The organism is Thermococcus sp. PK, from assembly GCF_000430485.1.
Taxonomy (GTDB): Archaea; Methanobacteriota_B; Thermococci; order Thermococcales; family Thermococcaceae; genus Thermococcus_A; species Thermococcus_A bergensis.
In genome coordinates, this window is the sequence record NZ_KE387149.1 from 1010095 (window position 1) to 1017150 (window position 7056).

Below are 7056 nucleotides of genomic sequence, written 5' to 3' on the forward strand. Positions count from 1 at the left end.
TTAAAAATGGTGGAAGTCAGGCTTGAAAACCTCAAGAAGTATTTTGATAAAGGAAGGGTAAAGGCCGTTGATGGAATAAACCTAACTATAAAAGACGGAGAATTCCTTGTACTCCTCGGACCGAGCGGTTGTGGTAAGACCACAACGCTTAGAATGATAGCAGGCTTAGAAACGCCAACAGGCGGAAAGATATGGTTTGGGGAGAGAGATGTAACTTACCTTCCTCCCAAAGACAGAAACATATCAATGGTTTTCCAGAGCTATGCCGTATGGCCCCATATGACGGTTTATGACAACATAGCATTCCCATTGAAGATTAAGAAGTATCCAAAAGAGGAGATAGACAAAAAGGTCAAATGGGCTGCGGAACTGCTCCAAATAGAGGAGCTTCTCGATAGGTATCCTGCCCAGCTCAGTGGTGGTCAGAGACAGAGAGTGGCCGTTGCAAGGGCAATAGTGGTCGAACCGGATGTTCTGCTTATGGATGAACCGCTCTCCAACCTCGATGCTAAGCTCAGAGTTACAATGAGGGCGGAAATCAAGAAGCTCCAAACGAAGTTAAAGGTCACCACAATATACGTTACCCATGATCAAGTTGAGGCCATGACAATTGGAGATAGGATAGCGGTAATGAACAAAGGGAAGCTCCTTCAAGTCGGACCTCCAACGGAGGTTTATTTGAAGCCCAACTCGATATTCGTTGCAACGTTCATAGGCGCTCCGGAGATGAACTTACTTGAGGTGAGTGTTAAAGAGAAGGATGACTCCATTATCCTAGAGGGAGAAGGGTTTGAGATTCCACTTTCAAGGGACTTTAAAGAGCTCCTAGAGAGGTATATCGACAAAACAGTTGTCTTCGGTATAAGACCTGAACACATGACTATAGAAGGTATCTCATCTCTAGAGCACGTGAAGAGAAGCACAACAATAGAGGGAACAGTAGATTTTATTGAGGCTTTGGGAACAGACACGATCGTCCATGCCAATATAGGAAGCGGCCAAATCATAAAGGTAAAGCTCCCAGGCCACATACCCCTTGAGGTCGGGAGTAAGGTTAAAATAGTGATTGACCTAGATAACATCCACGTATTTGACAAGGACACTGAAAAAGCCATAATATGAGGGAGAGCAAATGGAGGAAGGCGAGCTCAAGGCGCTCTTGAAGGAGTTGGGATTGAACAAATATGAGGTAAATGCATACCTTACTTTAATCAAGCAAGGACCCCTCACAGCAGGCGATCTCGCCTCCCTCTCAAAAGTTCCCCAGCCAAGAATATACGACGTTGTGCGGAGTTTAATGAGCAAGGGCTTTGTTGCAATAACAAGTGAAAGGCCAAAGAAAATAGTTCCACTCGATCCGGAAAAAGTTCTCGACGAAATGGAGAAGGGCTACCTGAAAAAGGTAGAGCTCGCAAAAAAAGAATTAAAAGCCATGTACACCCCCCACGAAAGCCGGAGAGAGGTAATAGTAGTAAAAAGCAAAACAACATTGGAGAACTACATAACAGAGGCAATAAAGAACGCCCAGTACCACCTTTCCCTTGCAATTCCTTCACAACTTTTGGAAAAGCTGGCACCATTTTTAAAGGCAAAAAACAAGGAAGTCACAATTGACCTCTTTTTGTATGGAAAGAAGGAAGTTCCAAAAATTGCAGACAAAATCAAGGTAAGAGAAGTAGAGGACCCAACAATAGTAATACAAGACAAAAATCTGGGCATTTACGCTCCCCCCGAAGCGTTCAAATCAAAAGAACAAACAATAAGGGGCTACGCCTTAATAATAATGGACAAAAATCTCCTTTTCATGCTCGATAGATACTTTTACCATGCACTGTGGCCCACTGGAGAACTAGTCTATAAGAAAAAAGAAAAAAGGATAAAGCTTCCAAAGAGCTACATACATATTAGAGCTCTCGTGGAGGACATAAGGGATCACAACCTAATTGGAAGTGAGATAGAAGTACACGGAAAGTTCGTGAAGACCCAAGAACCCGTCCATTTAATTGGAAGGATAGTTGACTTCTTTGAAAATGAAGGAAAGGTTATCTCAAACATAACAGTTGAAACAAAAGATGGAAAAAGGTATGTAGTGGGAGGATGGAACGCATCTCTAGAGGACATTGAAGCGGAGATAATGATCCTTAAAGGCTAAACTATCAGCGATACGAGGTCTCTTATTGCTTTTTCTGGGTCTTTGGCTTTTGTGACGCCACTCGCTAAGAGAACTCCAACCGTCCCCAATTCTAGAGCTTTCTTCACATCTTCTCCAGTTGAGATACCGGCCCCGGTAAGAACCTTAACCTCGGGGTTTACCTTCCTAACGAGCTCCACTGTGTTGGTTATCACCTCGGGCTTTGCCTTGCTGACTGGAATTCCAGTACCAATAAGCTCCGGCGGTTCAACAGCAACGTAATCCGGATTTAAAGCAGCAACTGCCGCACTGACTGCAGGGTTATTGCTACAGACCATTGTCATTAAGCCGACTTCCTCAGCCCTTCTTATTGCAGCTTCTAAATCCGCAAGGATCATTCTGTTCTCGGAGTGGTTGAGCAAAGTCCCAACGGCTCCGGCCTCTTTTACTGCCTCCGGCAAAACGTGGCCTGTATGGCTTCCGGGTTTTATCGGGTCTATATGTTGAGCAAAGACCGGAATCTCAACTTCTTGAGCAATTCTATAAAGATCTACCAGCTGTGGGGCTACGACAATTGTTATTCCGGTTTCTTTGTAAACCTTTTCCGCCGCCTTGGCTATCTTTAAAGCCCTTTCCCCGGTGGCCTCAATATACGCCTTAAAATTTATGGCTATAATCGGCTCCTTCAACATCTTTACCACCTCTTTTAGATAAAGTTAAAGCAAAAAATTAAAGAGTCCAATCAACTCCCAAAATTCTGCTGTATTCTGCCAAAACCCTTCTAAGGTACTCCTTTGCTGTCACAACTTTGTCTTTCTTAAACTGATCTGCCCACCTCTCGTTGCCAAACTCTTCTGCACCTTTTGCAATCAAATCTACAACTCTCATTGAATCCCAGAATACCGGCTCATAACCGGCCTTTTTGAGGAAGTTAACGAGTTTTCTTATCGTCTTTTTGGCCTGTTCTTCCATGTCTACATTTTCTCCATAAGCTTCCATGAAGAGTGCTCTCAACACAGGTGTCGCCCATCCACGGTGGAACCTGCACCATCCAACGTTGTCGTACCAGTACTCATTAAGGGCACTTGCAACTATCTTGTTTGCAAGCTCTTCAGGCTCAAGAAAGACTCCAAACTGGTAGAAAGTCCAATAGCGGCCCTGAATTGGCAGAGGTATGTAGTTTCCTATCGCCCAGTACATAGTTGGTACCATTTCCCCATTCGCCCCGAGCGGGGTATAAACTCCATAATCCTTGAAGCTCTCTCCATAACTCAGCCTGTCCTTGAACTTCTCGTCGAGTACCTCGCTTGCCCTCCTTATACCCTCTCCAATTATCTTGGCAATTTCCGTTTCAGCAAAAGCAACCCTACGGGCTAATTCAGCAACAAGCTTGGCATTCTTTTCACTGGTCTCGACAGGCTTTAGGAGAAGGGAGTCCTTATCAAATTCGGGCTTGTCGCTGATTCCAACTTCCTCTGGCTTGAGCAGTCCTCTATAGACAAGCTCCAAAACCCATGCGGCAGTGCCTCCAAAGCTGATAGCATCAAATCCCATAGCATCAACTGCGTGAACGCTTACATCACTTGCCCTAAGGGTTATCACACCGCTTAAAGGCCCATTAGCTTCTCTCGGCTCGTACTCTATGTGGTGACCGTTGGCGTATTTCTTACACACTACTGGACAGGGTTCCCCACAGTTAGTCCAGTTTTTGGGCTCTATTGCCTCTTTGTTAAAGGGCTCCCAGTAATATTTCATTATGTTCTCGTGGATTTTAATACGGTCTTCTTTTGGAATGTAGGGCATCTGCCAGTTGAGTATGGGCACTAAATCTCCTTCAGCTGGATAGTTTCCTCCAAAGGTTCCTCCCGTGTTGAGCTTAGGATTGTATTTGTATTTCACGGTCTTTTCTGATATGACCTCGTTCATGGGCTTCTTGTGAACGCCTTCAACTATCTGCTTTGCCACCGTTATGTTGCTTATATCACCCTTTGGGAACTTTCTCTTTGCTCTTCCACCAAATATTACGGCAACAACGTTGTGTGCCCTTAGCAGAACGCTTCCGGTACCCCCTCTTGCAGCCCAGTCCTCACTTCCGACGACTCTTTTGCCGTTTCTCAAAGTCTGAGAGAACACCGCTCCCATATGGGTGTTTAGAGAAGCCGGCCCAACACAGGCTATTCTATACTCCATGCCGTCAAACTTGTTGTGGAAGTTATCTATGAGGTATTGAGTGAGAGCATAAACCCCCTCTTCCCCTTTGTAGCCCTTCCATATCTCGATTACCTTTTCAAGTTCAATCTCATGAAGCTCAACATTCAGGTTTTCTCCGTCATTGGAAAGCACTATTACTGTGGGCTTTTCCCTTTTGCCCTCAAGAACCACAAAGTCTACTCCAACCCTTTGAAACTGATAAGCCGCACCGCCCATAGTTGATGGGAAAACCCCTCCGTACTGGGGTGACCTATAAACAAAGGTCATTCTATGAGAACCAGGGAGAACAGAACCAGCAAAAGGTCCTTTTCCAAAAACCATAACGTTCCTCGGGTCATAGGGATTCTTGAGCTCGTAGGTCTTATAAACTTCATCGTGCAAGTACAAGGCATAATCAATTATGCCGTAAATTCCCTCTCGCTCAAATTCTTCACTTTCAACTTTCTTTTCATCGAGGTTTATCTTAAGCACTGAAAACCTCATATCCCTCCCTCCCATATCACTCTAAGTGTTATGTAGAAGAACAAATTATTTAAGATTTTTGGATAATGCAAGTGAATTTCATAGATTCTTTAGAACCAAAAAAAAGAAGATTAGCAAAGGAAGATCAAACCGGCTCAAACCTGTCCTTAAGCCTCTCCAGAACACCAGGCAAGGTTGTGTATTCCATTTCCTCCAGCGGTAGGCGATGTGGCTCAAAGGGTCCATGTCTTCTTATGTAATCTGCAATTTCCACTGCCTTCTTTCTTGCGTCATCAAATGCTATATCATCAAAGAGGTCAACCGGACCTATCAGCTTTCCATCCTTGTTGATCTGCCATCCTAACGCTACAACCCTTGGAGGTCCATCGAATCTTGAGGGAGTTGCATACTTGAGGGGAACGGGCATTATTGGGCCGTTATGACTTCCTCTCATCCATCCACTCACAAGGTGTGGGAACGCAAATGGCTCCAAGACTTCTCCAAGGGCAGGGAGACCGCTTTGAGCCCTTACTATTGCCACTGGGTCATCTTTTCCCACGTATTCCCCCGCAATTTCATACAGCTTTTCGGTGCTTATAACTGCCACCGGCTCGTCTTCGGGCAGATTGTGCCCTTTCTTTGGATACACGCGCTTTATTACGTATCTCGACTTTGCGCCTATGAGGGCCAAGATGTCATAAAGTTCTTCGGGTGAATTCAGGATAACTCTCTTGTGCTCCTTTATGTCCCATATCTCAAACCTGAAGCCCATATGCATGTGAGGATCGATGACAAGTCCGGCGGTGTTGAATGGATCGGCAAACATCCTGAAGATCGGCAGGTTGAATGCTCCCGGTTCTGTCTTATCCATGTGAAACGTAACTATGGGCTCGCTTTTTCTCAGGGTAATCTCCATCTCAGCTACTCCGGGGCCCATTCCCCTGACATTTCCGCTGAAAGCATCTTTAAGCAAATCCTGGCCAGCCCCGTAGAGACCGAGCTCTTTTGCTATTTCAGTTGCCTCTTTAAACACATCCCAAGCCAAGCCATGTACTTTCTCACTATCAACACCGTGTTTGTGCGTCATAATGAGCTGCAGATCATCACCACAATATGTGGCGTAGAAATCGATTATCGTTCCTTCTTCTTTTGCCTTACTCAAAATCTCGTTGGCCTTATCTATCAACGCTGGATGAACCTTGCAGTGTCCTGGCCATCCTCCGATATCAGCCTTTATCACACTAATGGTTATTTTTTCTCCAACCGCCACATAGCATCACCAATAATATGTTTACTTTCAGTTTTATAAAATTTTACCACCATAAAATATATCACTTCCAATGATACCAAAGGAAAAACAAAAGAGTTCAGCAGATATCCGTCCAGCCGAATTCCTCTCTTGCAACTCTTATAAGTTCCCTAAGTTCCTCTTTCTTGATGTTGACGCTGCTTACCGCGCCCACAACAGCTATAATTCCATGAACTTCCTCCTGGACCTGAATGACGTCGTCACTTATCTTTGTCACCTTAAGCTCCCTTCTTGCAACTTCCTCCTCTGTAATCCTGAACTTGTCCTCCCCAATTTTTACATGCTTTATCTCCGTCATGGATATCCCTCAAATAACATACGATTTCAAATATGATAAGCTTTACTATAATGTTGAACAATGTAAAGATAAAAGCACCAAAGTGATTAACATCAAGGATTAAAGAGAACAACAGTGAAGGCAGTTTTAGCTCAGAAAAAAATAAATGGCGACGTATTTATCGATTAAACCCATCAAAGCCGATTCTTATGGGAGAGAAGTGGAACACAAGAAAAAGCACGAGAAAGGATGTGAAGAACATGCAATGTAAAGTATTTATATTATTCCGTTTGAGGCAGAAAAAAAGGGATCTTTAAGCTTCGCTTTCGACTCTGGCACTTTTTGAATGAATTTAAGAGAATAATATCCCCCTATTATCGTACGCAGTATCGTTCTCACAGTCAGGGCGTGTTTATAGTAACCTTTATTAGGGTTTTTGCTGAATTCTTTCAGGTGGTTGTCGTGATCCCCAGATGGGATCACAGACTCAAAGACCCTGAAAGCGTGGCATTCGCAATTCTTGACGTTTTAGCAGACTTCGAATCAGAAGGAAAGCTGAAGAACCTGCCAAAATCCAAAAAATTTCCAGTAAAAACAATACTGGCAATACTCCTCTTTAAACAATACTACAACCTACCCCTCAGAGACGCCCAGCACTACGGCGGA

General features: G+C 44.2%; 7 protein-coding genes. 3 read left to right on the plus strand and 4 right to left on the minus strand.

The window, feature by feature from the left end; genetic code table 11:
* Positions 1-6: 6 nt before the first annotated feature.
* Both THEPK_RS07535 and THEPK_RS07540 read left to right on the plus strand, forming a co-directional pair.
* On the plus strand, positions 7-1122 hold the full coding sequence (locus tag THEPK_RS07535; protein WP_042700195.1) for an ABC transporter ATP-binding protein: 1116 nt from the start codon (positions 7-9) through the stop codon (positions 1120-1122).
* 10 nt (positions 1123-1132) lie between these two features.
* Positions 1133-2152, plus strand: a complete 1020-nt coding sequence (locus tag THEPK_RS07540) for a TrmB family transcriptional regulator (RefSeq protein WP_042700197.1) — start codon at positions 1133-1135, stop codon at positions 2150-2152.
* On the opposite strand, the gene tpiA is transcribed toward THEPK_RS07540, so the two are convergent.
* The 4 genes from tpiA to THEPK_RS07560 form a co-directional block, all read right to left on the minus strand.
* A complete protein-coding gene (gene tpiA / locus THEPK_RS07545) occupies positions 2149-2823 on the minus strand; it encodes a triose-phosphate isomerase (RefSeq protein ID WP_042700200.1) in 675 nt (224 codons plus the stop codon). The two genes, THEPK_RS07540 and tpiA, sit on opposite strands and share 4 nt — an antisense overlap.
* Before the next feature lie 37 nt (positions 2824-2860).
* Positions 2861-4825 (minus strand): glyceraldehyde-3-phosphate:ferredoxin oxidoreductase, encoded by a 1965-nt coding sequence (gene gor, locus THEPK_RS07550; protein ID WP_042700203.1) that lies wholly within the window; start codon positions 4823-4825, stop codon positions 2861-2863.
* 124 nt (positions 4826-4949) lie between these two features.
* On the minus strand, positions 4950-6074 hold the full coding sequence (gene fbp / locus THEPK_RS07555; protein WP_042700207.1) for a fructose-1,6-bisphosphate aldolase/phosphatase: 1125 nt from the start codon (positions 6072-6074) through the stop codon (positions 4950-4952).
* Positions 6075-6171: 97 nt separating this feature from the next.
* Positions 6172-6411 carry a hypothetical protein gene (locus THEPK_RS07560; RefSeq protein ID WP_042700209.1) on the minus strand — a complete coding sequence of 80 codons (240 nt, stop codon included), beginning with the start codon at positions 6409-6411 and terminating at the stop codon, positions 6172-6174.
* A 387-nt stretch (positions 6412-6798) separates the two neighbouring features.
* On the opposite strand from THEPK_RS07560, the gene THEPK_RS13415 reads away from it, so the two are divergent.
* Positions 6799-7056: hypothetical protein (locus THEPK_RS13415; protein WP_198011298.1), on the plus strand; the 258-nt coding region annotated here is incomplete at its 3' end.